The 21837-nt window shown below is 60.5% G+C and carries 19 protein-coding genes; 14 read left to right on the plus strand and 5 right to left on the minus strand.

All coding sequences use genetic code 11. The annotated features are described in order from the left end of the window. The first annotated feature begins 334 nt into the window (after nucleotides 1-334). The 8 genes from H567_RS26085 (at nucleotide 335) to H567_RS0119055 (ending at nucleotide 8436) form a co-directional block, all read left to right on the plus strand. Entirely contained in the window at nucleotides 335-2092 is a 1758-nt protein-coding gene (locus H567_RS26085; RefSeq protein WP_084517579.1) for a sensor histidine kinase, read from the plus strand. Nucleotides 2093-2110: 18 nt separating this feature from the next. Beyond that, nucleotides 2111-2542: a response regulator gene (locus H567_RS0119015; RefSeq protein WP_028322605.1), complete on the plus strand. Its 432-nt coding sequence runs from the start codon at nucleotides 2111-2113 to the stop codon at nucleotides 2540-2542. Between the two features lie 5 nt (nucleotides 2543-2547). Beyond that, on the plus strand, nucleotides 2548-2724 hold the full coding sequence (locus H567_RS28730; RefSeq protein WP_153306271.1) for a hypothetical protein: 177 nt from the start codon (nucleotides 2548-2550) through the stop codon (nucleotides 2722-2724). Between the two features lie 156 nt (nucleotides 2725-2880). Beyond that, nucleotides 2881-3309, plus strand: a complete 429-nt coding sequence (locus H567_RS26090; RefSeq protein WP_035255326.1) for a response regulator — start codon at nucleotides 2881-2883, stop codon at nucleotides 3307-3309. A gap of 547 nt (nucleotides 3310-3856) precedes the next feature. Next, nucleotides 3857-5554: an SLC13 family permease gene (locus tag H567_RS26095; protein ID WP_051185134.1), complete on the plus strand. Its 1698-nt coding sequence runs from the start codon at nucleotides 3857-3859 to the stop codon at nucleotides 5552-5554. 245 nt (nucleotides 5555-5799) lie between these two features. Next, on the plus strand, nucleotides 5800-7461 hold the full coding sequence (locus tag H567_RS0119045; protein ID WP_028322606.1) for a sensor histidine kinase: 1662 nt from the start codon (nucleotides 5800-5802) through the stop codon (nucleotides 7459-7461). A 136-nt stretch (nucleotides 7462-7597) separates the two neighbouring features. Beyond that, entirely contained in the window at nucleotides 7598-7741 is a 144-nt protein-coding gene (locus H567_RS28735) for a hypothetical protein (protein WP_153306272.1), read from the plus strand. Nucleotides 7742-7971: 230 nt separating this feature from the next. Continuing rightward, nucleotides 7972-8436: a response regulator gene (locus H567_RS0119055; protein ID WP_028322607.1), complete on the plus strand. Its 465-nt coding sequence runs from the start codon at nucleotides 7972-7974 to the stop codon at nucleotides 8434-8436. Nucleotides 8437-8566: 130 nt separating this feature from the next. Here H567_RS0119055 and H567_RS0119060 read toward each other — a convergent pair whose 3' ends face one another. From H567_RS0119060 to H567_RS0119075, 4 genes are all read right to left on the minus strand, one after another. Continuing rightward, entirely contained in the window at nucleotides 8567-9382 is an 816-nt protein-coding gene (locus tag H567_RS0119060; protein WP_028322608.1) for an IclR family transcriptional regulator, read from the minus strand. Then, a complete protein-coding gene (locus H567_RS0119065) occupies nucleotides 9383-10954 on the minus strand; it encodes an AMP-binding protein (protein WP_028322609.1) in 1572 nt (523 codons plus the stop codon). It abuts the gene before it with no gap. A gap of 122 nt (nucleotides 10955-11076) precedes the next feature. After that, a complete protein-coding gene (locus H567_RS0119070) occupies nucleotides 11077-12015 on the minus strand; it encodes a ketopantoate reductase family protein (RefSeq protein WP_028322610.1) in 939 nt (312 codons plus the stop codon). A gap of 17 nt (nucleotides 12016-12032) precedes the next feature. Further along, the gene (locus H567_RS0119075) at nucleotides 12033-13610 is read right to left on the minus strand and encodes a class I adenylate-forming enzyme family protein (RefSeq protein WP_028322611.1); all 1578 of its coding nucleotides are present in this window, start codon (nucleotides 13608-13610) and stop codon (nucleotides 12033-12035) included. 600 nt (nucleotides 13611-14210) lie between these two features. Between H567_RS0119075 and H567_RS0119080 the strand changes: the two genes are divergently transcribed. The 6 genes from H567_RS0119080 (at nucleotide 14211) to H567_RS0119110 (ending at nucleotide 20605) form a co-directional block, all read left to right on the plus strand. Further along, the gene (locus H567_RS0119080; RefSeq protein ID WP_051185135.1) at nucleotides 14211-15923 is read left to right on the plus strand and encodes a sensor histidine kinase; all 1713 of its coding nucleotides are present in this window, start codon (nucleotides 14211-14213) and stop codon (nucleotides 15921-15923) included. A gap of 106 nt (nucleotides 15924-16029) precedes the next feature. Next, entirely contained in the window at nucleotides 16030-16479 is a 450-nt protein-coding gene (locus H567_RS0119085) for a response regulator (protein WP_028322613.1), read from the plus strand. Between the two features lie 38 nt (nucleotides 16480-16517). Then, entirely contained in the window at nucleotides 16518-16655 is a 138-nt protein-coding gene (locus H567_RS28740; RefSeq protein WP_153306273.1) for a hypothetical protein, read from the plus strand. A gap of 329 nt (nucleotides 16656-16984) precedes the next feature. Further along, on the plus strand, nucleotides 16985-18835 hold the full coding sequence (locus H567_RS0119095; protein ID WP_028322614.1) for an SLC13 family permease: 1851 nt from the start codon (nucleotides 16985-16987) through the stop codon (nucleotides 18833-18835). A 174-nt stretch (nucleotides 18836-19009) separates the two neighbouring features. Beyond that, nucleotides 19010-19555, plus strand: a complete 546-nt coding sequence (locus H567_RS0119105) for a YIP1 family protein (RefSeq protein WP_028322616.1) — start codon at nucleotides 19010-19012, stop codon at nucleotides 19553-19555. 147 nt (nucleotides 19556-19702) lie between these two features. Continuing rightward, nucleotides 19703-20605, plus strand: a complete 903-nt coding sequence (locus tag H567_RS0119110; RefSeq protein ID WP_028322617.1) for a response regulator — start codon at nucleotides 19703-19705, stop codon at nucleotides 20603-20605. Here H567_RS0119110 and cbiR read toward each other — a convergent pair. Beyond that, nucleotides 20553-21425 carry a cobamide remodeling phosphodiesterase CbiR gene (gene cbiR, locus H567_RS0119115; protein ID WP_028322618.1) on the minus strand — a complete coding sequence of 291 codons (873 nt, stop codon included), beginning with the start codon at nucleotides 21423-21425 and terminating at the stop codon, nucleotides 20553-20555. The genes H567_RS0119110 and cbiR overlap by 53 nt on opposite strands. Nucleotides 21426-21837 lie beyond the last annotated feature (412 nt).

A 21837-nucleotide genomic window follows, 5' to 3' on the forward strand; every position in this document is an offset into this window, starting at 1 on the left:
TTTATTCGGAAATGGTCTTTTTGGCCAATCTCGGCGTCAATCTGCACGTTTGCTTGTGCGGCGACCACCAGGTCGCCTCCGCGCAAGCGCTTGATTTCCTTGATATCGGCCAAGCCGGGACCCGGCGTGAAGCGGTGGGGCTGAGCACGCGCAGCGTGTGAAGAAAGATCCTCATTTCCGCATTGGAAATTTCGGTTGCTGCTGCAGATCATTTCCGGATGGACCGTAAGGCGCTTCCATCCGGGCCGCAGAATTTTTCACCCGATCTGTGGATCGGAAACGCGGCTGCACCGAACAATCATTTCCGGATGGATGGCAGGGAGACGAACCTACGATGGAGCGAAAAAATGAGGGCCGGAGCGGTTATTACCGTTCCCTGTCCCGAAATATGCTGCTGGCCGTACTGATCGTCTCCCTGACGCCGATGTTCCTGGTCAGCGGCTTCATCCTCTACCATTTCCATCAATCCTACGAGGAAAAGGTCAATGCCCACTTGACCACCCTGGTGCGCAAACACAAGCAGAACATCGACGCCTTCCTGACCGAAAAGCTCGGGGAGATCAGGTTCCTGGCGCAGAACTTCACCCTGGAGGAATTCGAAGATCAGTCGTTCCTGGAAAACCAACTGGCAGTCCTTCAAGGCACCTTCGGCCCCATGTTCGTGGACCTCGGCGTCATCGACGCCGAAGGCGTTCAACGCGCCTATGCCGGTCCTTTCAGACTGACGAAGGCCCTCTATTCCACGGCGGACTGGTTCGAAAGGGTCATGCGGGAAGAGTTCTACGTCAGCGACGTGTTTCTGGGTCTGCGGCTCCTCCCGCACTTCATCATCGCCGTCAAGGAGAATTCCAACGCCCGGCCTTGGATCCTCAGGGCCACCATCGACTTTGTCGCCTTCAACGACCTGGTCGAAAAGATCCGGATCGGAGAAACGGGGTTCGCCTTCATCCTGAACCGGCTGGGGGCTTTCCAGACCAAGCCCTTTCTGGACGTGAGCCTGGAGACCGGTCCCTATCTCAAACTGCTTGCACAGCAGCAGTCCAACGGCCGGGAGGTCCAGATCGTCAAGACCCGGGACGAGGCCGGAGAGCAGGCGATCTACGTCTCCGTTTTTCTCAAGAACGGCGACTGGTGGCTCGTCTACCGTCAAAAGGCCGCCGACGCCTTCGCTGATTTCAACAACGCCCTCAAGGTCAGTCTGGTTTTCATCCTTCTCAGCGTGCTCCTGATCGTCACCACCGGCGTCATGGTCTCGCGGCGGATGGTCAACAGGATCTACCGTTCCGACCAGGAAAAGCGGATGATGAACGAACAGGTGGTCGAAACGGGCAAACTGGCTTCTGTCGGCGAACTTGCAGCAGGGATCGCCCACGAAATCAATAATCCCGTGGCGATCATGGTCGAGGAAGCGGGCTGGATCGGGGATCTGCTCGCTGAAGAGGAATTCAAGGACAGTGAAAACCTTCAGGAGTTCAAACGGGCTTTGGAGCAGATCCGCACGCAGGGAAGACGATGTAAGGAGATCACCCACAAACTCCTGAGTTTCGCCCGCAAGACCGACCCGAGGATCCAGGAGGTGCAGATCAACGAACTGATGGAAGAACTGGTCGCCCTCTCGAAGCAGCGCGCCAAATTCAGCAACATCGAGATACTGACGGCTTTTCAGGAAGATCTCCCGCTCCTGAGGGTGTCCCAGTCGGAGCTGCAGCAGGTGTTTCTGAATCTGATCAACAACGCGATCGATGCCATGGAAAAGCGCGGAGGATCGCTCGAGATCGGCACCAAGCAGTCTGACCACACCATTGTCGTGGAGATCTCGGACACCGGCCCCGGCATCCCTCAGGCCAACCTGGGCCGGATCTTCAATCCCTTTTTCACCACCAAACCCGTCGGGAAGGGAACCGGACTCGGACTCGCCATCTGCTACGGGATCGTCAAGAAGCTTGGGGGAGAAATCGAGGTGCGCAGCGAGCTGGACGTCGGCACAACCTTCAAGGTCATCCTGCCCTTCGCACCCGTCAAGACCGCTGAAACGGATACCGCGCCGGGCGAAAAACCAACCGGCAATGCACCGCTTGGACCCTCGGACTGAACCAGAAAGGAGAACACCATGAGTTTGGCCCATATCATGCTCGTCGATGACGAGGTACCCTTCGTGGAAACCATGACGAAGAGGCTCACGAAGCGCGAACTGGAGGTCGACTCGGCCTTCAGCGGCGATGAGGCGCTGAAGCTTCTCGAAAACAAGCCGCAGACGGAGGTCATCATCCTGGACGTCAAGATGCCGGGAATGGACGGCATCGACACCCTGCGCGAGATCAAACGGCAGTACCCCCTGGTCGAAGTGATCATGTTGACCGGCCACGCTACGGTTGAAACGGCCATCGAGGGCATGAAGCTCGGTGCCTACGACTACCTGATGAAACCCTGCGACATGGATCTGCTGCTCAAAAAGGTCCAGGAGGCCGCAGCCAAGAAACGCGAACACGAAGAGAAGATTGTCGAAGCCAGGATGAAGGAGATTACGACCCGGCGGATTTAGGGGGCTTGACCGAGCCCGGTTCCGCCAACCTCGACGCCCCTCCCGCCCTCGTGGAAACGGGCCTCCGAGACCTGCCTCGGGAAATCCAGGTAACGGCCCGAGACCGGCAAAGGGCCGCCCCTTCGGCCTCGGGAACGCCCGCCCGCGAGGCCCGCCTCCAGTGCGGCGCCTTCGGGTCCTGATCCAAGGATTTCGTCGAGGAAGACGGGAAAGGAATCCCCGCTCCGCTGCGCGGCCTCCGGAAACGCTCCGGCTCAGGATCGGGCATCCTGGCGTCACCTTGATCATTCATCCGTTTTCGGTCGTCGCCCCGAAACGGTCTTTTCCAGGAGAGATTCATGCCGACGAACAAACACGCGGGGGAAGATCGGATCCGTCTTTTGCTCATCGACGACGAGGTGGGCTATGTGAACGTGCTTGCCAATCGCCTCGGCAAGCGCAAGATCGCGGTCACCAAGGCCTTGAGCGGTTCGGAGGCCATCCAGGCCCTGCGCGGCCAGGATTTCGACGTCGCCGTGCTGGATCTGAAGATGGAAGACATGGACGGACTCGAGGTCCTGAAGATCTTCAAGAAGATGGACCCGGATCTCGCTGTCATCATGCTGACGGGTCACGGTTCGGCGGAGGCCGCCAGGGAGGGGATCGACCTGGGGGCCTTCGACTACCTCACCAAACCCTGCGAACTGGACGAACTTCTCGAAAAGATCAGAGAGGCCTACTCCGCCCGGATGAATCCACGCCGCACCAACCCCGCCGAACAAGGTTGAAAACCCGCCTCGGCCGCCCGGCCCTCAGCTTCGGCCATCCGCAGGCCGTTTTCGTCGTTTGGCCGGGCCCCTTTCTCTTTTACACCTTGTAAAAAATGCCGACAAAGACCCGGCCTACCGCCTGGTTCAGCCTTTCGCCGCGTGACTTCACCTTCCAATCCTTTCAGCCCTTTGGGCCCTCAGCGACGTCCGCCCGCTTTTGGCACAAAGCTTGATAGACCCCAAATGGGTGCCAACCACCGAACCATTCACGTGTCGCTGCAGGCACCAGGGCCGGCAGGCCTGCCGGGGACTCGTCGCACCCGCGTCAGACCGGCCGGTTGTGCGGGCTTCTTGAATGGGGCCAGGCGCAGTGAAGAGAAGTCCGGGGAAGGCTGCCTGCCACCGGCAAGGCCTCGGAGGCTTCCGATCAGGAAGGTGATCGGCCCCGGGAAACGCCGCTGAAGGGGAGTGAGTGCTTTCGGAGCCCGGGATTCGGCCCGGATCGAAGACGCCGTCTGAATGAACCTGAAAGAGAGATACCGCTGTCACACCAAAGGAGGATCCTATGTCACATGTCAAAGCGAGTGCGGACTCAAACCCCGATCAGAGCTTGTGGGCCAGCCGCCCGGGATACAAACCGATCCTGCTTCTGGCTGCGCTGATCGTTTTCGTCGGTTTGTACATCCTGCCCCCGCCTCAAAGCATGGTCAAGCTCGTGGGAACTGAGAATCCTGCGGGGTACAAACTGCCGGCCGACTGCCAGAGCATCACGGATGCCGTCAACAAGAAGCTCAGCCCGGAGGCCTTCAAAGAAGCCAAGCGGGCGGCCGATGCCGCCCATGACGGTGCTGAGGCTCAGAAATCCGGCGAAGAAGGGGCCCACAAGGAAAAGGGCCTCATGACGCCGGAGCAGACCGCTCAGATGTTGAAGATCATGCTGCTGATCTTTTTCGTCTGCGTCTTTCTCTGGGCGACGGAGGCTTTGTCGCTCGGCGCCACGGATCTCCTCGTAGCCGTCCTGCTCTATCTCTTCGCCATCCTCCCCATCAATGACATCTCGAAGGCCTACATGTCCGACGCGGTCTTCTTCATCTTCGGCATTCTCGTCGTCGCGGTCGGCGTCGCCAAGACCGGTCTCGACAAGCGCATCGGGCTGATCATCCTGAGCCGCATCAAGAGCGCCAAGGCGTTCGCCTTCATCTTTATGCCCACGATCGCCGTCTGCGCCAGTTTCCTGTCGGAGCACGCCCTGGTCGCCCTGCTGATCCCCGTCCTGATGGGCGTTTACAAGGTCACCTGCAGGATGTACGGCGTGGAAAAGGATCGGGCCCTGGCCGTCTTCCTGCTGCTCGGGATCTGCTTCGCCGCGAACCACGGAGGGCCGGGCTCCCCCGCGGCAGGCGGCCGAAACGCCATCATGGCCGGGTATCTGATGGACTTCGGAACGGGCATCAGCTTCCTCGAGTGGATGAAATACGGCATGCCCTTCGTACCCGTCTGCGGTGTGCTGATCGGCGCGTACATGTACATCGTCTGCAAGGCGCGCTTCAAGGTGAAGGACATCAACCCGGCCGAGGTCGTCAAGGCCGAGGCGGCCCGCATGCCCAAGTTCGGCGGCAAAGAGGCCATCATGGCGGTGATCCTCGTCTGTCTGGTCGCCGCGTGGATCATCCTGGGAGAACACGCCGGACTCGGCGGCCCCACGATGTACGCCGTCATCGCCCTCTTCCTTGCACGCATCATCACCTGGGACGACATCCAGGAGGGCGTCGCGCTCGACGTGGTGGGTCTGTACGCGGCCGCCACCGCCATGGGGGCCGGCCTCAAGTTCACCGGCGCCGGCCTCTGGCTGGCCAACACCTTCGTGGACGCCCTGCCGAAGGTCCTGGCCCAGGGCGACATGCTCGCCATCGGGGTCAGCGTCCTGACCGGCACGATGACGAACTTCATGTCGGACGGCGCGACGGTGGCCGCCCTCGGCCCGATCGTGCTGCCCATGAGCGCCCTGGCGGACGTCCATGTCTGGAAGATCGGGCTCGCCTGCGCCTTCTCGTCCTCCTTCGCCAACTTCCTCGTGGTGGGCACCCCGAACAACGCCATCGCCTTCGGCATGGGCAAAGACCCGGAGACCGGGGAGCGCCTCCTGAGCGTTCTGGACTTCGTCAAATACGGGCTGCCGGTAACGATCATCGCCTGGCTCGTGCTCTGGTTCTGGTCCATCCTGGGATACTGGAGGTTTCTCGACTGGCCGGTCCTGAGTTAGTTATCCATCTGGAAATGATTTCCCAATAGAACCCAGTTTCCAACCCGGAAATGAGGATTTTTAACCGATATCAATAAAATCAAGCGTTTGCGCGGAGGCGACCTGCAGGTCGCCGCACAAACAAACCTGCAGATTGACGCCGAGATCGGCCAAAAAGACCATTTCCGGATGGAAACGAGTTAGTGAACGAGTGAAAGGCGGGCGCGAAGGGCCCCCCGGACCGTCCGCCCTCCAGGGAAGCCACGATGAAAACCCGATTGTACACAAGTCTCCAGAAAAAGATCATCGCCGTGACGCTGTTCGTCTCGTTCGCGCCCCTGATCCTCCTGGGCGCAACTATATACCATCAGTTCGCGCGGCTCTACCACGACAAGATCGCCGAGCAGATGCGCTACCGCGCCAACGCCCAGGCCGAGGCCGTCGATCTCTTCCTGAAGGAGCGGACGGCGATCCTCGCCGCCATGGCCGACACGCATCACTTCCAGGAGATGCTCGAACAAAAGGCCCTTGCCAATATCTTCCAGGTCATGAACCAGCGCGCCGGCGCCTTCGTCGACCTGGGGGTCATCGACAACGCCGGGACCCACCGCACCTACATCGGGCCCTACAACCTGGAAGGGCTGAACTATTACCAGCAGCCCTGGTTCGGCGAGGTCATGCGCAAGGGGATCTACATCAGCGATGTCTATCTGGGATACCGCCAACTGCCCCACTTCATCATCGCCGTGCGGCGTCAAGAGGATCAGAACAGCTGGATCCTGAGGGCCACGATCGATCCGGATGTCTTCGGCGGCATCGTCCGGGCCGCCCAGGTCGGAAAGACCGGGGACGCGTTCATTCTGAACCGGGACGGCCTCTATCAAACCCAACCCCGCCTGAAAGGCAAGACCCTCGGCCAGTCCGGGATCGATCAGGCCAAGTTCGGCGGGGGCACCACCCTGTTCGAGGAGACCGACGCGGACGGGAGGAAGAACCTTTACGCCGGGCGATGGCTCAAAAAGGATCAGTGGCTCCTGGTCATCACCCAGGAGGTCGCGGAGGAGATGGGAGGGCTCTTCGCCGCCCGCAACGTCGAGATCCTGATCATCCTGTGCGGCGTGCTCGCCATCGTCCTCACCACCATCTTCACCACCAAAATGAGCATCAAGCGGCTGCAAGAGGCTGACAAGCGGATGAACGAGTTGAACGCGCAGCTGGTGCAATCGGACAAACTGGCGGCGCTCGGCAAGATGGCCGCCGGGGTGGCCCACGAGATCAACAACCCCCTGGCCGTCATCCTGCAGAAAACCGGGTGGATGGAAGACCTGCTGGAGGAGGAATCCTTCAAGGACAGCGCCAATGCGGAGGAGTTCAAAAACTCCATCCGGAAGATCGAGGAGCACGTCGAGCGGGCCCGCAAGGTCGTCCACAACATGCTGGGGTATGCGCGGCGTATGGAGCCGCGGCTCGAAGACGTGGACGTCAACGAGACCCTGCGGCAGACGATCGCCCTGCTGGAAAATTATGCGCGGATCAACAATATAGAGATTGCAACCGATTTTTCCCCGAATCTGCCGATCATCGCCAACGATCAGTCTCAGCTGCAGCAGGTCTTCCTGAACCTCATCTCGAATGCGATCGACGCCATCGGCAAGGAGGGGCACATCGAGGTCAAGAGCCGGCAGCTCGGCTCCGAAATCCACGTCAAGGTGGCCGACAACGGACCGGGGATGCCGGAGGAGATTCAGAAACGGGTCTTCGACCCCTTCTTCACGACGAAAGACACCGGAAAGGGCACAGGACTCGGGCTCTGGGTCAGCTACGGGATCGTCGAAAAACTCGGCGGCACCATCAAACTGCAGAGCACCGTCGGTAAAGGCAGCGTCTTCACGGTCCGTCTGCCGGTGGTTCTGCCCGAAAAGAAATAAAAAACCGGACGTAGGGAAGCGTAGCGCGTGGCCGCGACACATTTTGCTTCCGTTTTCATCCGGCAAAGCTACACTGGTATCCATCCGGAAATGATTTGCGGGTAGAACTCCGTTTCCAACCCTGAAAGGAAGATTTTTGGACAATATCAAGGAAATCAAGCGTTTACGTGGAGGCGACCTGCAGGTCGCCGCACAAGCAAACCTGCAGATTGACGCCGAGATCGGCCAAAAAGACCATTTCCGGATGGAAACTGCACGGGTATCCACAGGAAAAGGATGAAGCAGCACCACCAGAATTCTATTCCGGGAAGAACAACCGCAGGACGGCCAGAATTCCGATCCGGAAAGGACCGTCCCACGCCGGGACGTTTCCAACCGAGGGTGCCGACATTCCCCCGCAGCCGGGAACCGATGCCCGGGCCGCGCACGGACGCAGACTGCCGGGGTTGCCGAGGTTTCATCCATTACACGGTTTTTGCCACGACATTGCTTCAGCCCAAGGAGGTCATTATGGACAGTTTCAGAGTGCTGGTAGTAGATGACGAAACGGATTTTCTGGAAACCCTGGTCAACCGCCTGAACAAACGCCAGATCGACACGACCGGTGTCCAGAGCGGAGAGGAAGCGCTCGACGTCATGAAAAAGAAGCTCTTCGACGTCGTGATTCTCGACATCAAGATGCCGGGCGGTATGGACGGCATCCAGGCCCTGCGGGAGATGAGGAAGATCCAGCCTCTGGCCGAGGTCATCCTTCTCACCGGACACGGGTCGGTCGAAACAAGCATCGAGGGGATGAAGCTCGGGGCCTTCGACTACCTGCTGAAGCCGGTGAAGCTGGAAGAATTGATGCTCAAGATGGCGCAGGCCTTCGAGAAGAAAGACGCCCACGAACAGAAGATCCGCTCGGCCAGGATCAAGGAATTGATCCGCTTCCCGGGGAGGGTCCTCGAACAGGAAAAGGAAAAGGAAAAGTAGCACCGCTGCAGAATCGAACCGCCTTCTCTCAACCCCCGAAAAACCGCGGCCGGCAATCCTCACCCTTGCCGGTCCGCGGTTTAGGCCTAGTCGTTTGCTCGCCCATCGAAAGACGGACAGGGGAGCCTCCTCATTTTTCGACAGACACCGGCCCTTGCTTGATGAGACTCGCCGGACGGACCCAGCCCAGCTTTTCTGAAATCCCTTCTGAGGCCTCTTTCAAGACATCGACCAGCCCCTCCCGATGCCCCCCCAGGATAGCCTCCACAGACCCGATCAACGAGACAACGGCGACGGCCCGTCCCGTGTGGTCGAGGATGGGAACCGCCAGGGCCGCGGCCCCCGAATCGACCTCCGAATCGCTCTGGCTGTACCCCTGTTCCCGGATGGCCTCGAGTTCGCGCGCGAGTGCCTTCGGGTCCGTGATGGTGTTCCGGTTCACTTTCGGGAGCCCTCTCGACCGGATCACCTCGTCCAGGAAACTCCGCTCATTGTAGGCCAGCAGCACCTTCCCCGGGGCTCCGGCATGCATCGGGAGCCTGGCGCCCCTTTTCATCGTCAGTTTGACCGGCCGTGTGCTTTCGATCGTGTCCACACAGAGTAGATCGAGGCCGTCGATCAAGGCCAAAACGACGGTTTCCTGCGTCCGCCGGGCGATCGAGACAAGATAGGGCGCGGCGATCTCCAGCAAAGAGACGTTCGCCGCCGCCAGGACCCCGAGCTTGAATATCTTCCACCCGAGACGGAATTTGCTGCTGTTTTCGTCTCTGCTGAGGATGTCGTTGCGGAGGAAAACCTTCAGGTAGTTGTAGGTGGTGCTCAACGGGATGTTCAGGCTGTTCGAGATCTCCTGTGCGGAGCGTTCGCGGGTCTCCGCATCGAAGAGGCACAGGATTCGAATGGCCTTTTCGAGCGATCCGAATACTTTGTCCGTTTCCGCAGCCATTCACAAACCTCGATAGCGCTTCTTCAGCATCCGATGGAGGATCTTTCCCGTCGCGGTCCGGGGCATCTCCTCCTCCCCGATGAAGTCGATGCTCTTGGGCCGCTTGTAGCCGGCGATCCGCCCCCGGGTGAAATCCATCAATTCCTGCGCCAAAGCCGGGCTCGGCCAATGGCCTTCCCGCAGCACGACGACAGCCTTGATGGCTTCGCCCCACTTCTCGTCGGGCACCCCGACCACGGCGGCCTCCCGCACCGCAGGATGCCCCTTGAGGACGACCTCCACCTCGGATGGATAGACATTTTCACCCCCCGTGATGATCATGTTCGCCTTCCGGTCCACCAGGGTGTAATAGCCGTCCTCATCCCGCCGCGCCATGTCCCCTGCGGAGAACCACTCTCCCTCGAAGACCTCCCTGGTCTTCTCCGGGTCCTTCAGGTATTCCTTGAAGACGCAGGGCGCCCGGTAGAACAGCTCGCCGACCTCCCCCTCCGGGACCTCGTTCCGATTCTCGTCGAGCAGTCTGATGCGGTCGCTCCCGAAGACCTCTTTGCCGATCGAACCGAGTTTCCGGAACTGGTCCTCCGGCCGAAGCAAGGTCCCCAGCCCGCCTTCCGTACTTCCATAGGCCTCCCACAACTCCGCGTTCCGGAAGTAGTCCATGATGGCGAGCTTAAGCTCTTTCGAGGCCGGCGCGGAAGAAATGAGCAGCTGCCGGATCGAGGAGACGTCTTTGCCCCTCCGCGTCTCTTCCGGCAGGCTCAGGATCATCTGGTAGTGGGTGGGGACGAGCGAGGTGTAGGTGATCCGGTATCGGGCGATCGTCGTCAGGAGGTCTTCCGGAATGAAGCTGGCCCTGTTGTAGATGAACACGGGCGCGGTCACGAGGGTATAGGGAAAGGAGTACTGGATCGAATTGACGTGGCACATGGGCATCACGAGCATCGCCTTGTCGGTCGGACGCACCCCCATGTTGATGTTGCTGAGGAGATAATGGGCGATGTGGCTCTCATGGGTGCGGACCACACCCTTCGGCCGGCCGGTCGTCCCCGATGTGTACATGACATTCCAGACATCGTCCCCGGATACGCGCCGGCCCGGCTCCTCCGGCGATGCACCGGCCAGGAGTTCCTCGTAGCCGACGTACCCGTCGGGCACGGGGTCCTCACCCAGATAGACGAAGGCCCCCTGCGGAATCTTCAGCCGGTCCCGGATGCCGTCGATCAGCGCGACGAAAGGCGCTTCGACCACCAGCCCGCGGCACTCCGCGTGGTTGACGATGTACTCGATCTCCGGCGCGGCCAGCCGGAACATGAGCGGCACCACCACCTGGCCGCCCTTGGCGCACCCGGCGTAGATGTCCATCCATTCCCCGCGGTTGTAGGCGATGACGCCGAAGGCGTCCTTGTACCCGACGCCCAGACGCTTCAGGCCGTCGGCGAAGCGGCAGGCGCGGTCATTCCAGGCCGCGAACGTGAACTCCCTCGCCTTGTCCTGCCATCCCAGTTTACCGGGATCCCGGAGCGCGTTCATCCGGAGGATGTCGCCCACGTGGATCCAACTGCTTCGGCTCATAATCAACGTCCCTTCCACCGAAACCTCAAAACGGTTTTCTCTAAGGGCGGACCGCCGCCCGGGAGACAACAAGGTGTCGAGCGGCGGCACCGGCGCTTCCAGATCTTCGATGCCCCGGCGGTTCAACGCCGCAGGTAACGGTCCTCCATGGCCCTGACGAGGTTTGCCATCGTCGCGTAACACGGTGTGGGAACGCCGGTCTCCTTCCCGTATTCGACGACCTTCCCGCCCAGGAAGTCGATCTCGGTCCGGGTCTTGTTGGCGATGTCGACGCACATGGAATCCTTATGCACCCCCACCTTTTCGAGATACCCCAGAGCCTGGGTCAGATAGTCCTCCCCGAGATCGTAGCCCTTGGCCTTGGCGACGGCCAGGACCTCCTGAAAGCAACATTCGGCGATCTCTCGGGTGGGGGGGAATTCGAGGGCGTCCTTGATGGTCCGGTCCGTCACGGCGCAGATGGAGGCCATGGTGCACTTCATGATCATCTTCTTCCACACGAAGAGCTTGATGTCGTCGACGCACTCCGTATCGAGTCCGCCGGCGGAGAGGTGCTCCGCCAGGCGCTGGCCGAAGCCCCGATTTTCGGGGACGAGGGCCCCCAGGTGGTTCGGACGGTTGAAAAAGGCCGTTTCGACCGCGGTCGGACCCTTCAGGGCGACCCCGAAATTGAGGGACATCCGGAAGGCCGCCTCGGGGCCGAAGGCCTCGGCGATGAGGTCCTCGGTCCCCAAACCATTGTGCGTGCTGACGATCCTGGTCCCCTCCTGGAACACGCCCTTCAACTCCTCCAGGACCTGCGGGAGATGAAAGGTCTTGGTGGCGACGAAGATGCAGTTCGGGCGGTGCTCCCTGCACTTTTCGATGCGGTCGAAAAATCGGCGGACAGGGACCTGATAATCGAGCTGCCCCGTAATACGGATGCCGCCTTTTTCCAATTCCTCCCTCAATCCAGGCCTGGGATCCACCAGAATCGTATTTGGATCCCGGCTGAGCAGGGCCGCCGCCAGAACGGCGCCCGTCGCCCCGATACCCACTACGGCGATTCTAAGGTCATCCATACATGTTCCCCCTTTCGTCAATCCATTTTGAACGCTTCCTTCGCACCAGAGTACTTCTCCCTGAGAACCGTTTTCAGGAGTTTGCCAGTCGGGTTCCGGGGAACCTGGTCGAAGGCCACCTTTCGCGGCACTTTGTAGATTGCCAGCCTCGACTTGCAGAAGGCGATGATCTCCTCTGCGCCGACCATCCTCCCCTCTTTCAGCTGAACCACGGCCATGACGATCTCGACGAACCGCTCGTCCGGATAACCAATCACCGCCACGTCATCGACGTCCGGATGCTCGTGCAGGACCTCTTCGATCTCCACCGGATAGATGTTTTCCCCGCCGCTGGTGATCATGTCCTTTTTCCGATCGACGATATAGTAATACCCCTCTTCGTCCATCCGGGCAAGGTCCCCTGTATAAAAAAAACCGTCGCGGATACTCTGCCGCGTGAGATCCGCATTCCTGCAGTATCCCTTCATGAGCCGCGGCGTCCGGATCGCAATTTCCCCAACCCGACCCGGAGCGACGTCCTTCCCCGCCTCGTCGACGATGCGTCCTTCGACCCCGAAGTCGGGCCTCCCGATCGAGCCGGGCTTGCGCAGGATATCGGCGTCATAGATGCACCAGGTCGCACCGCCGCCCGCCTCCGTTGTCCCATAGGTGTGGATCACGTTGCAGGGCAAGAGTTCCAGCAATCGGCTGAAAATATGGGGCGGCACGGGCTGAGCGCCGGTCGTCAGATATTTCCAGGAAGAGAGGTCGAACTGCCGCGGATCGATCTTCCCGGCCTCGATCTGGTTGATCAGGTCGACACACATCGGGACCACCGCCAGGAAGGCGTTTGCCTTCTCTTCCTCGATGGCCTCCAGGAGCCATTTGGGATCCCGGTATTCGCGTATGATGGTCCCGGTCGCGCCCACCACATAATAGGAAAACCACATGAACAGGCTTCCCGAATGATAGAGTGGAAGCACGATCAGGTAATTGTCGTCCACCGTCAGCGGAAGGCTCAAGCCGTTTCCGACGGCGGTCGCGCGCATGCTTCCGTGCGTGTGGATCACCGGTTTGGCATTCCCGGTCGTACCGGATGTGAACATAACCGCCAGGTCATCACCGTCCTGCATATCGACGATGCACTCTGACGTGTCGGTGGAGCGCTCGATCTCGGAGAACGGAGTCATCCCCTCCGGACAGACCTCCCCTTCGACGATAAACCGCCGGACGGTCTTGAGCCGCTCCCGGACGTTCTTGACGCGGTCAAGAAACTCAGGCCCGAACAGAAAAACCGACGGCTCGGCAATGTCCCCTGCATAGGCGATATCCGATTCGATGAATCGGAAATTCAAGGGGACGACCACGGCGCCTATCTTGATGATGCCGAAGTAGGTCATCAACCACTCGATCGAATTGTTGAATAGGTGCAAAACCCGGTCTCCCTTTTGAATCCCCAGATCCTTCCGTAGGAAGTTTCCGACTCTGTTGACCTCGGCGTTGAAATCGCTCCAGGTAAGCACCCGACGTCTGGTTCTGGCAGGGTGTCTTTCGATCAGGGCAGCCTTCCCGCTGTACTTGACGGCGTTCATGCGCAGGTAATCGGTAAAATTCATCTTCACCTCCTTATCGTCCAATCGGAAAAGACCCGCGGCCAATGCCGCCTTCCCTTTACGGGAGCAGCGTGCCTGGAGAAGCCACCGGACCGGCTCCGCACAATCAGGTGTCGAAACCCCCGTGTCCATCGCCCGGGAACCCCGGGAATCAAAAAAGGCAGAGGCTTTTGAGGGGCGACTCTCCCGGGCTTCGCGCCCTACGATCACGCCGCGGCCTCTTCGTCTTTAAAATTCTTACATTGTAAGAATTACTTCTCATATAGCAGAAGGATAGATCGATGTCCTCAAGAAGTCAAGAAAAAACATCCCCTTGAAGAGACGCTTTTCAGCGTTTCCCGGAGGAGCACTCCAAGGAGGACCGCCCATGTCACCGGGCGCGCAACGGCCCCTTATGAAGCGCGCACTCCTGCCTGATGCCTTTTACAGACTGTAAAAATGTCCGACAGCCGAAAGGTGCGGCCCCCTTCCCCCTCCTTGCATCCCGAGGTCGAACCGTCCGCATTTCAACATTTTAAGTTGCTTTTATTCCCGCCTCCTCTTTGGCATGGACATTGCCTTGAAGAACTGCAGGACCCCAACCTCGGATCAGGGGAGTGAATCATGCCATATCAGCCGGGACACCCAAACGGCCAAAACCATCACTACGCCAGTCTCAGAAGGATCCTCCTGACCAGTTCCATCATCGGGCCTCTGATCCCTTTCGTCCTCGTCCTGATCATCGGATACACCTATTTCAAGAACGCCCAGGAGACGAGCACCGTCCTGCACATGAAGCGGATCGCGTTCGACCACGGGCAGATGATCGATTCTTTCCTTCGGGAACGTAAGGCCGACCTGACCTGTATCGCGGACATCCACGCATTCGACTCGCTTCGCCGTCCCGAGTTCCTTCAGGCCACCCTCACGCTGCTGCAAAAGACCTCCAATGCCTTTCTGGATCTGGGTGTCTTCGATCAGGACGGACTGCACGTGGCCTATGTAGGCCCCTATCAACTGACAGGACGAAACTACAGCGATGCCGACTGGTTCAAGGCCGTTCTCAAGAACGGCTTCTACATCAGCGATGTCTTTCTGGGGTACCGGCGCATCCCCCACTTCATCATCGCCCTGACCCGCGAAGAAGCAGGACGCAACTGGGTCCTGAGGGCGACAATCGACACGGATCTCTTCAACCAGCTGGTCAAGCAGGTGAAAATCGGCGAAACGGGGGAGGCCTACCTCCTCAATGCGCAGGGCTTGTTTCAGACCGAACGGCGTGGCGAAAGCCAGCTCATGGAAAAAGACCCCGAAACGCTGATCTACCCCTCCCCGGAAAGCGGGGTGCGGACCTTCGTCGAAAAGGACGCCGCCGGGCTCCCCTACCTGTTCGCGACCACCTGGCTGACGGAGAAGAAGTGGCTCCTCGTCGTGCGCCAGGAAAAGCGCGACGCCTTCGCGGCCCTGCGCAAGGCGAGTATCCTGATCCTGATCACGACGTTGCTGGGCGGCGCGGTCATCCTTGTTTCGGCCTTCATTCTGACCAATCGGATCATCCGCCGCATGGAAGAGATGGACGCAGAGAGGGAGCAACTGGGCGAGCAACTGGTGCGCGCTGCGCGGCTGGCGGAACTGGGGGAGATGGCCGCCGGCTTCGCCCACGAAATCAACAACCCGCTCCAGATCATCAAGGCCGAAAAATCGCTGATCGACAACATCATGGCCGATATGAAGGAAAAGGGCACGCTGACGCCCTCGGAAGACCTCGATGAAATCGAGGATTCCATGCGCCAGATCAACACCCAGATCGACCGCTGCGCCGAGATCACGCAGGCCATCCTGAAATTCGGCCGCAAGAGCGAACCGGTCATCCGGGATGTCGATCTGCGGAGATTCATCCCGGAAATCCTGGCGATGGTCTCCAAGAAGGCAGCCGTACACGGAATCAGCGTCCAGGAGCAGATCCACGCCGACACCCCTCCGATCCACGGGGATCCGGCCCAGCTGCAGCAGGTGCTGTTGAACCTCCTGAACAACGCCATCGATGCGGTGCTTGCCCGCCACGGGACCGAAGGAGGGGAGCTGGTCGTCGGCACGGAGCCCTCGGAGGGCGGGCTGGTCAAACTGTTCGTCAAGGACAACGGCTGCGGCATCAGACCCGAGAATTTGAAGAAGATCTTCAGCCCCTTTTTCACCACCAAACCGGTCGGGAAAGGCACCGGTCTGGGGCTCGCGGTCTGCTACGGCATCGTAGACCGCATGGGGGGGGCGATGGAGGTCAACAGCGCGGAGGGGATGGGCACCGTTTTCACCCTCCGTCTGCCTGCAGCCTCGTAGGGCGCCGCCGGGCAGGCGAAGGCGCAGATCAACGCCGAGATCGGCAAAAACAGCGTTTCCGGAAGGAAACGACCTGAAACAGACTCGATCGACAGGGGGTAACAGAATGGAAACCATGAAGATGATGCTGGTGGACGACGAGGAACGCTTCCTCTCCACCACCCAGAAATTGCTGACAAGAAAAGGGTATGACGTCATCACCGCCGGGAGCGGGGCCGAGGCCCTCGAGAAACTCAGGATGGAGAACGTTCACGTCGTCATTCTCGATGTCAAGATGCCCGGCATGGACGGGATCGCCACGCTCAAGCAGATCAAGAACCAGTTCCCGATGGTGGAGGTCATCATGCTGACGGGCCACGCAACGGTCGACAGCGCCGTCGAAGGGCTCAAATCCGGCGCCACCGACTACCTCATGAAACCGACCGACATCGATGACCTGATCGCCAAGGCGGAGGACGCCTTCCACAACCGGCAGAAGATCGAAGGAAGGATCCGGGTTGCGCAGGCAAGAAGCGCCATGAAATCCCCCCGGCAGATTCTGGAAGGGTCGGAGTGATGCCGGACCTTGAAACACACCGAGAGGAGGGTCGATCCATGAATGCAGAGGAGCCCAAGGCCGCAACCTCAGGGAAGCTCAGGTGGACCAGGGAAAGGGAACGCTCATTCTTTTTCTATGCAACCATCGTGATGTTCATCCTGTATGGCCTGATGAAATGGTTCGGCGAGGCCTGAGCCGCTTCCGGGGAAGCGTATCGAAGGCCCTGCCGGTTCCCGGTCGGGGCGGCGCCGCTGCCTGCGCGGGGTCCGCTGCATCCGACCCATCGCAAGCTAGGTGCCATCCGGAAATGATTTCCTGGTAGAACCCAGTTTCCAACCCGGAAATGCACTAGGTGCCGGGACGGGACGGGGCCCTTCAAGCAGGCCGCACCTGCAGGATTTGCAGCCTCGGAGTCCGCGATCCCCCCGCTGGGGGCAACCGCCGCAATCCCGCCCCGCTGCGCCGGAGAAAGTGATCCGTCTCCAGCGTCATGATGTGATCCAGTCCAGATCAGGAGGGAAAAATGACAGACAAAAGAGAAAAACCCTCAGGCTATGACAAGTATATCAACTGGAAGCTGTTCATCTTCCCGCTGGGCATCCTGGTGCTTCTGCTGGCGATGCCCACACCGAAAAGCATGCTCGATGTCGGAGTCGAGTACGCCTTCGGGCCGAAGTATGTCCAGGAATTTTTCGCCGGCGAGCTGTTCGGCGAACAGACCGAGGAACTCCAGCAGTGGCAGATCCTGATGGTCCGTATGATGGAGGCGAGTCTCCAGAAATCCGCCTACGGGCACGCAGCGTTTCTCAAGCGGAACCAAAAATGGTGCAAAGAAAACGACATAACCTGCACCAAATCCCATTTGGAGCAGGTTATGTCGTTTGCCGAGCAGCTGCCGCCGGAGCGTTTTCGTTCGCTGATGGATCGTGCCTACACCCTGCGCGCCGATGAATTGACCTTCGACCGGCTCACGGAAAAGGAGCAGGCACAGGCCCTCAGGGCCGGGTATCACGTCAAGGCGGCGGTGGCCATCGTCGCATTCGTGGTGCTCTGCTTCGTCACGGAGGCAATGCCGCTCCCCATGGTGGCCTTCTCCATCGGGATCATCGCCATGATCACCGGGATCGTCAACCGGAAGACCGTCGCCTCCTTCTACTGGTCGGACGCGACCTGGTTCATCATGGGCAGCCTCATGTTCGCCACCGCCTTCGTCAAAACCGGCGTCGACAAGCGGATCGCCATGATGATGTTCGGCAAGCTCAAGAACCCCGACATCAAATGGGTGACGCTCATCATTGTCATGATCATCGCCCCCTTGACGATGTTCATGTCGGATCACGCCCTGGCGGCCATGTTTCTGCCGATCGGCATCCTCATCTACACCACCTCCGCCTCGGCCGCGGGTAAGGAGGACCCCGAACTCGCCAAGATGCTGATGATCACCATCGCCATGGCCTGCAACCTCGGCGGCTCCCTGGCGCCCTCCGGTGCGGCGCGCAACATCATCATGATGAGTTATGCCGAAGACATGTTCGGCCTTTCGATGGGCTTCGGCCAGTGGTGCATCTACTGCATCCCGTTCCTCGTCTTCCTGATCCCTGTCACCTGGTTCGTCATCAACTGGCGCTTCAAGCCGGCCATATCGAACCTGGGCGAGGCCTTTGCGGTGGTGAAGGAGCAGACGGCCAGGATCGGAGGCGGCAAGTGGACTCGGGATCAGAAGCTGGCCCTGATCATCTTCCTCGCCATGCTTTTCTGCTGGATCACGGAGAAGAACCTGCTGCTGCAGTGGACCGGCATCCGCTTCGGAATCGGGGTGCTGGCGGTCATGGGGGCCATCGCCTACATCCTTTCGGGCGTGGTCAACTGGCGCGACTACCAGACCAAGGTCGACTGGGGCGTGGTCTGGCTCTACGCCGGGGCCATCATCTTCGGCAAGGTGCTGGTGGACACCGGCGGCGCCTTCTGGATCGCCCGGAGCCTGCTCGCCCTGGCCGAACCCCTGGGGGTCAGCCAGGGGCTGGGACTCCTCCTGACCGGCAACCTCATCACGGCCCTGCTCACCCAGATCATGGCCGACGGCCCCGCCTGCGCGGCGGTGGGCCCGGTGACCCTGGCCATGGCAGGCATCGCCCACCCAGGGAGCGCCATGATCCCCTTCATGGCCATGGGCACCGCGATCGCCTCCTCCTTCGCCTACTGCCTGGTGATCGGCACGCCGCCCAACGCGATCGTCTACGCCAGCGGCTACCTGACCGCAAAGGACTACCTGCGGGTGGGGGTCATCCTCTGGGTCACGAACATGCTCGGGCTGGCGATCATGGCTTCCACCTACTGGAACTGGATGGGATGGCCGGGTCTGAAGCCTTTCTAGGCGTCCGGCCTCCCGCTCCCGGCGCCGGACGGTCCGCCTTGCGGCGTTTCATCTTCCGGCCCCGGCCGGTGTTCCGCCCGGTTTCGCCGGGCGGGAAGACGGCCCGGCGGCCGCCCAGCCGCCGGCATCCGGACAGGATCCGGGAAAGACAACGATATGAGGCAGGCAATGAGCATGGCACAGACTCTCCCAGACGATGCGGCACGGAACCGCCCGGGCTTTGATGCAGTAAAACGGTTTCTGGACAAGGTCATCGGGCTTCTGATCAACCCGGGCAGATTCTATGAGGCACGCAAGGACGAAAAGGGGTACCGCGGTGCAATCTCTTTTCTGTTGACGGTGTCGATCCTCTTCACACTGGCAGGCACGCTGGTCATGCCGCAGGAAAAGGCCTTCTTTGCGGTGGTCTTTTTCCTGAACGCCTTTTCGATGCCTTTCCTGACAGCCGGGATCCTGTATCCGGTGGCGCGCCTTTTCTGCCGGCGAACCTTCACGTTCGAGGCCCTCTTTCGGATCGTCGCCTACGCCAATGTGAGTCTTCTGATCTCCTGGCTTCCGGGCATGGCCTGGGTCGGCGGGATCTGGAAGTTCTACCTGATCGGCGTCGGCATGACCCGAACCGGCGGCATCAAAACACGGTTGGTTCTGGCCTGTCTGGCGACGGCTGCGGTTCTGCTCCTCTTGCTGATTCACCTGTTGAAGCCGCTCATCTCGGCCTGACCCGGGATGAAACGGAGGCCGGCGCACAACACCCAAACCGTCCTTTAAACAGGGACCCGGACATCGTCAAGGCCCCGATGAGCGGGGCGAAGGAAAGCGCACCGCACCTTCGATGAGGATCCGATGCTCAAAAAGGAGGCAGAATATATGAACGATTCGATCAAGGTTCTCATGGTGGACGACGAGGAGCAATTCAGGGCCACGACCCGGAAACTGCTGACCCGGAAAGGATTCGACACCCTCCTGGCCGGCTCGGGCGAGGAGGCCCTCGAACAGCTCAAGAACCAGCCCGACGTCGTCGTCCTGGACATCAAGATGCCCGGTATGGACGGGCATGAAACGCTCAAGGAGATCCGCAGGCAGGCCCCCGACATGCCGGTCATCATGCTGACAGGGCATGGGGATCTCCCCTCCGCCAAGGAGGCCCGGGAATCCGGCGCATTCGATTACCTCTCGAAACCCTGCGACATCGATCTCCTGGCCGCCAAGATCTCCGACGCCTTCACATCCCGGAGGAAAGGGGCGCGTCCGGCCGAGCGGAAGGTCCGGGAGGTCATGATCCCGTTCGAGGAATACACGTCCATCTCCGCCGGTCAATCCGTCCTGGAGGCGATTCTGGAGCTGAAGGAGACCTTCAGCTCGCGGATGACCACGAGCCGCATCATGGAGACGGGCCACCGTTCGCTCCTGGTCCTCGGCGCCAACGGCGAGGTCCAGGGGGTGATGACCATCAAGGACCTCCTCGAGTCCATCATGCCCGCGTATCTGAGCGCCCCCAAACCCTCCACGGCGGACAGCATCCAGTACTCGCCCATGTTCTGGTCCGGCATGTTCACCCTCGAGGTGCGGAAGCTGTCCACGAAAAAGGTCGGTGAGGTGATGTCTCCAAGGCCCTCCACGATCGACGCGGATTCCAACCTCATGGAGGCCGCCTTCCTGATGATCACCCAGAACGAGCGGCGCCTCCTGGTCATGCAGGGCACGCGGCCCGTCGGCGTCATCCGGGAACAGGACCTTTTCTTCGAAATGGTCCGGGTCCAGCAGGGCTGAAAAGAGGGCCGCCCGCGGCGCGCCGGCACGCCTGGTCCCACGCGGCGCGAGAGGCATCGAGGTCCTCGCGCGAGAAAACCTCGAGGGTGAGCACCCCTTCGAATCGATCCGTGAGGCAGGCGGCAACGGGGTCGAGGGCTGCGGGCGGGATTCGCGCGAGGCTCGTGTGGTCCAGGCCGGGTTGAAAAATCTGGCCCGCCGGCGCCGGAAAATCGCGGAGCCCATGGAGGTGGACCACCCGTGTCCGATCGAGCCAGGCGTTCAGGTGATCCAGAGGGTCGACCCGCTGAAGCCACAGGTGTCCGATATCCACACAGCGGCTGACCGGCAGGGCTTCGAGCACCGGGGCAAGATTCGCCGCATCCCAGCGCTCGATGTTCTCGATCGACAGGCGTGCCGGATCGTCGAGCCAGCCCGCGACGATCCGGCACGCACGCTCCGCCCTTCGCCTCCATCGCACGCACTGCGAGGGGGACGGATGGTCCATGAGGGCGTCGCCGTTCAGATGGGCGACGTAAGCCCACGGATGCAGATCCCGCGTCAATTCGATGACCTGCCGGGCCTTTTCGAGTGAGCCGTCCGGGCACGTTCCATCTTCATCCACGCAGAGGTCCTGCGGGAGATGCACGGTGTAGGTGTGGCCCCAGCGTTCCGCCAGCTCCGCCAGGCGACGGACGGATGCGCGGTCAGGGAGGTTGTCCCCGTACCCCTTGACGTCGAAAAGGACCAGCTCGATGTCCTCCACCGCACCGGCCAACTGCGCGACATTGCCTTCGAGATCTTTGGACGGATCGATCCAGGATGTGGTCCCTGTCCTCATGGCGCCGCATTCCCCCTGCACCCCGGCCGAAAAGGCCGCTTGCCGATCGACGACGATTCGCCCGGAAGCGCCCTCCCCGATCGAAAATGGTTTAGCAAAAGGCCCTCTTTTATGCTAGACACATAGTCATTTCCATCCGCGAATGGACTTTCCGGCCGATCCCGGCTTCAATCTTTTCATCCCCTTGTGCTGCACCTGGGCGGCGTCTCCGCGCAAACGCCCGGTTTCATCGACGCGGCGAAAACCGGGACCAGCCGTGAAGGGGGCGAAGAAACCGGGAATCGCCGCAAACCTTACCTGGTTTCCATCCGGAAACGAGGATTTTTCTTCACACCCTTCGGGTGCTCAGTCCCACCGCTTCGCGGCGGGTCCCGGTTTGGCCAATATCAAGGAAATCAAGCGTTTGCGCGGA

Origin of the sequence: Desulfatiglans anilini DSM 4660 (assembly GCF_000422285.1) — a bacterium.
GTDB classification, from domain to species: domain Bacteria; phylum Desulfobacterota; class DSM-4660; order Desulfatiglandales; family Desulfatiglandaceae; genus Desulfatiglans; species Desulfatiglans anilini.

Coding starts and splice junctions, on each gene's coding strand:
- H567_RS26085 (WP_084517579.1), top strand. CDS start 335: ATGGAGCGAAAAAATGAGGGCCGGAGCGGTTATTACCGTTCCCTGTCC.
- H567_RS0119015 (WP_028322605.1), top strand. CDS start 2,111: ATGAGTTTGGCCCATATCATGCTCGTCGATGACGAGGTACCCTTCGTG.
- H567_RS26090 (WP_035255326.1), top strand. CDS start 2,881: ATGCCGACGAACAAACACGCGGGGGAAGATCGGATCCGTCTTTTGCTC.
- H567_RS26095 (WP_051185134.1), top strand. CDS start 3,857: ATGTCACATGTCAAAGCGAGTGCGGACTCAAACCCCGATCAGAGCTTG.
- H567_RS0119045 (WP_028322606.1), top strand. CDS start 5,800: ATGAAAACCCGATTGTACACAAGTCTCCAGAAAAAGATCATCGCCGTG.
- H567_RS0119055 (WP_028322607.1), top strand. CDS start 7,972: ATGGACAGTTTCAGAGTGCTGGTAGTAGATGACGAAACGGATTTTCTG.
- H567_RS0119060 (WP_028322608.1), bottom strand. CDS start 9,382: ATGGCTGCGGAAACGGACAAAGTATTCGGATCGCTCGAAAAGGCCATT.
- H567_RS0119065 (WP_028322609.1), bottom strand. CDS start 10,954: ATGAGCCGAAGCAGTTGGATCCACGTGGGCGACATCCTCCGGATGAAC.
- H567_RS0119070 (WP_028322610.1), bottom strand. CDS start 12,015: ATGGATGACCTTAGAATCGCCGTAGTGGGTATCGGGGCGACGGGCGCC.
- H567_RS0119075 (WP_028322611.1), bottom strand. CDS start 13,610: ATGAATTTTACCGATTACCTGCGCATGAACGCCGTCAAGTACAGCGGG.
- H567_RS0119080 (WP_051185135.1), top strand. CDS start 14,211: ATGCCATATCAGCCGGGACACCCAAACGGCCAAAACCATCACTACGCC.
- H567_RS0119085 (WP_028322613.1), top strand. CDS start 16,030: ATGGAAACCATGAAGATGATGCTGGTGGACGACGAGGAACGCTTCCTC.
- H567_RS28740 (WP_153306273.1), top strand. CDS start 16,518: ATGAATGCAGAGGAGCCCAAGGCCGCAACCTCAGGGAAGCTCAGGTGG.
- H567_RS0119095 (WP_028322614.1), top strand. CDS start 16,985: ATGACAGACAAAAGAGAAAAACCCTCAGGCTATGACAAGTATATCAAC.
- H567_RS0119105 (WP_028322616.1), top strand. CDS start 19,010: ATGGCACAGACTCTCCCAGACGATGCGGCACGGAACCGCCCGGGCTTT.
- H567_RS0119110 (WP_028322617.1), top strand. CDS start 19,703: ATGAACGATTCGATCAAGGTTCTCATGGTGGACGACGAGGAGCAATTC.
- cbiR (WP_028322618.1), bottom strand. CDS start 21,425: ATGAGGACAGGGACCACATCCTGGATCGATCCGTCCAAAGATCTCGAA.